General features: G+C 52.2%; 4 protein-coding genes. 3 read left to right on the top strand and 1 reads right to left on the bottom strand.

Features of this window, described 5'->3' with window-relative positions:
- The coding region (locus tag CHU32_RS27665; RefSeq protein WP_369522150.1) for a GNAT family N-acetyltransferase at positions 1-188 on the bottom strand (188 nt) is incomplete at its 3' end.
- A gap of 98 nt (positions 189-286) precedes the next feature.
- Here CHU32_RS27665 and CHU32_RS27660 point away from each other — a divergent pair.
- The 3 genes from CHU32_RS27660 to umuC all read left to right on the top strand — a co-directional run bounded on the left by CHU32_RS27660 (position 287) and on the right by umuC (position 3136).
- A complete protein-coding gene (locus CHU32_RS27660) occupies positions 287-1186 on the top strand; it encodes a LysR family transcriptional regulator (protein ID WP_006786000.1) in 900 nt (299 codons plus the stop codon).
- 193 nt (positions 1187-1379) lie between these two features.
- Positions 1380-1820, top strand: coding sequence for a translesion error-prone DNA polymerase V autoproteolytic subunit (gene umuD / locus CHU32_RS27655; RefSeq protein ID WP_006786002.1), 441 nt, complete (start codon positions 1380-1382; stop codon positions 1818-1820).
- Between the two features lie 41 nt (positions 1821-1861).
- Entirely contained in the window at positions 1862-3136 is a 1275-nt protein-coding gene (umuC, locus tag CHU32_RS27650; protein ID WP_023202697.1) for a translesion error-prone DNA polymerase V subunit UmuC, read from the top strand.
- Positions 3137-3181 lie beyond the last annotated feature (45 nt).

Here is a 3181-nt window from a genome sequence, read left to right as displayed (position 1 = left end):
CGAACAATTCCTCCGTCAACCGCCACCAACCAGGGCAGTCCTGCTGCATGTACCTTTTTCAGCCGGGCTGCCATTTCAGCCTCACCCGGCGGTTCGGTTTCAAAAGTGGCGGTGCCGTGTAATACGTGATAAGCATAAATCTGTTGTATAGCGGGAATATGTCGTTCATCTGCTTCGGTTATTTCCATCAGTACAGCTCCCTTTCAGATCAGAAACAGAGACTAACCCGGATGAATCATTTCAGACAGGCAGCAGGGCTTATCAGCGTTATGAGGAAAACTTTGGCATGGCAACACTGAACCTCGATCATCTGGCTACCTTCAGGCTGGTCATCAGCCGGGGCAGTTTCTCGGGGGCGGCAGAAGTACTTGGCTTGTCGCAACCGGCAGTGAGCCTGCAGATAAGACAGCTGGAGCAGACGCTTAAGGTCAGGCTTATTGAGCGAACCAGCCGGGGAGTAAGACCAACGACTGCCGGTTTGACTCTCGCTGAACACTGCATGAAAATTGATGCGGTGGTAAGCGGAGCGGTTGAAGCGGTTTCCCTGCATTCAGACGAAATAACCGGCACCGTTACTGTCGGCACAGGCGCAACAGCCTGTATCCATCTGCTACCTCACTTACTGCAGCAACTTCGACAGACCCATCCCCTGCTGAAGGTGGATGTACGCACAGGCAATACTTCAGATATTGTACGGGGAGTGGAGGAAAACCGTATAGATATTGGTCTGGTAACGCTGCCGGCAGCCGGTAAATGCCTGAGTGTCAGCCCGCTGGGTACGGATGAGTTTGTTGTAATCATGGAAAAGGACACCTCGGAGCAGAGTGCAAAACCGCTGTCTCCTGATACCCTTTTGCCACTGCCGCTGATTGTATTTGAACCCGGAAGTGCCACACGCGATCTGATTGACGGATGGTTCAGCGATGCAGGGCATACTGTCAGCCCGGTTATGGAGCTTGGCAGTATTGAAGCCATTAAAAGGATGGTTCGTTCCGGCCTGGGTTACAGCATCGTTCCCCGTATGTCCGTTGCAAGTCATGAAGAAAGGCAGGGTCTCAGTCTTTACTCAGTAACGCCATCGCTTCACCGGACTCTGGGGACAGTGATGCGGGAGGATCGGATTGTCAGCAGGGGCATAAGTGAAGTACTGAACAGACTAAGTAAGATCTTTCCTGAATCAAAATAAATTTTTAACATGCCCTGACACAGAAAGTCCTGATAGCTGCTTGTTTTACGAGCTGTCGTTCCGCTATAAATTCAAATAAATCAATAGTCCATTATTTTAATGATATTTGTGTCGCCCCACGCTTCTTGCTTCGTCCGTAAAGTCAGACAATACTACTGTAAATACGTACAGCATTTTGACAGGGATTTTTGCTATGTTTCACGCCTTTGAGTTGATGCACCCGGCGGATAATCCGCCGCCCAGCTACAGGCCCCTTTTCCTGGAACGCGTACCCTGCGGTTTTCCCTCTCCTTGCCAGGACTATGCGGAGCAGGAACTCGACTTAAACGAATATCTAATAGCCCACAGGGCAAGCACCTTTTTCCTGCGCGCACAGGGCAACAGCATGCAGGATATAGGACTTTACGACGGCGATCTGCTGATAGTCGATCGGGCACTCAGGCCTGAGCACGGCGACGTGGTTATCGCTGTACTGTACGGCGAATTTACGGTCAAGCGCCTTCTTATTACCCAGAAAGGGCCGGTATTGCAGCCGATGAATCCCGCCTATCCTGTTATTATCCCAGACCCGGATACCCTGGAAATTTTCGGCGTAGTGGCGCACTTCGTGCACACTCCGCGCCGGAGAAACTGATATGTGCGGGTTATCTACACACGGCGGAGATCATGATGTCCATGTTCGGCCTGGCTGACGTTAATTCATTCTATGCCAGCTGCGAGACGCTGTTCCGCCCGGACCTGCGTGGCAGACCTGTGCTAGTGCTCAGCAACAACGACGGATGCGTCATTGCACGCTCCGCTGGCGCAAAAGCGCTTGGCATCAAAATGGGTGCGCCATGGTTTGAGGTAAAAACACAGGATTATCCGGAAAAGGTGCACGTGTTCAGCTCCAATTACGCGCTTTATCACAGCCTCAGCCAGAGAGTAATGACCGCGCTTGAAGAGATAACGCCACGCGTCGAGCAGTACAGCATTGATGAGATGTTTCTGGATCTCACCGGTATTGACGGCTGTGAGAACTTCGAAACTTTTGGCCGTCGCCTGCGTGCGCATGTCTTTACCACAACGGGTCTCACCGTCGGTATCGGCATGGGGCCGACCAAAACACTGGCAAAATCGGCCCAGTGGGCGGGCAAGGAGTGGAAGCAGTTTCGCGGCGTACTGGCGCTTACGCCAGGTAATCCGAAACGTACTGAAACCCTGCTGGCTAACCAGCCCGTTGAGGAAATATGGGGCGTGGGACGGCGTATCGGTAAACGACTCAACCTTATGGGCATCGAAACTGCTCTGCAGCTATCACGCGCGCGTCCGAAGTTCATTCGCGATAACTTTTCCGTGGTGCTGGAGCGCACCGTACGCGAGCTGAACGGTGAATCATGTATTCCGCTCGAAGAGCTGCCACCGGCAAAACAGCAGATTGTCTGTAGCCGCAGCTTCGGCGAGCGAATTACCTCAAAAGTCGCTATGCAGCAGGCGCTGTGTCAGTACGCTGCGCGCGCAGCGGAAAAACTGCGCGGGGAACGTCAGTACTGTCGCAACATCGGTGTGTTTATCCGGACGTCGCCACACGCAAACGGTGAGGTTTTTTACGGGAACAGCGCTGGTGAGAAACTGACGCTGCCAACACAGGACACGCGTGACATTATTGAATCTGCGATGCGATCACTTGACCGTATCTGGCTTGAGGGTCGAAGGTACATGAAAGCAGGTATCATGCTTGATAACTTCACTCCAAACGGTGTAAGCCAGCTCAATCTGTTTGAAGATAACCAGCCGCGGGCCAATAGCGCACAGCTGATGAAGGTACTGGATGATATCAACCAGTCCGGAATGGGAAATGTATGGTTTGCGGGCCAGGGCATTAATACCGAATGGAAAATGAAACGTGAAATGCTAAGCCCTGCTTGGACCACGCGCTGGTCTGACATACCTAAAGCGCGCGTGCTTTGAGTCGGTTACTAATTAAGCTGTTGAAATTGTATTCCACATAAATGC

Origin of the sequence: Superficieibacter electus, from assembly GCF_002915575.1 — a bacterium.
GTDB lineage: Bacteria > Pseudomonadota > Gammaproteobacteria > Enterobacterales > Enterobacteriaceae > Superficieibacter > Superficieibacter electus.
Note: the sequence above shows the minus strand (reverse complement) of the source record. Positions and strands in the feature narration are given on the sequence as shown.

Bases quoted from the DNA above. Each gene is read 5' to 3' on its own strand.
- CHU32_RS27660 (WP_006786000.1), top strand. From the start codon at position 287: ATGGCAACACTGAACCTCGATCATCTGGCTACCTTCAGGCTGGTCATC.
- umuD (WP_006786002.1), top strand. From the start codon at position 1,380: ATGTTTCACGCCTTTGAGTTGATGCACCCGGCGGATAATCCGCCGCCC.
- umuC (WP_023202697.1), top strand. From the start codon at position 1,862: ATGTTCGGCCTGGCTGACGTTAATTCATTCTATGCCAGCTGCGAGACG.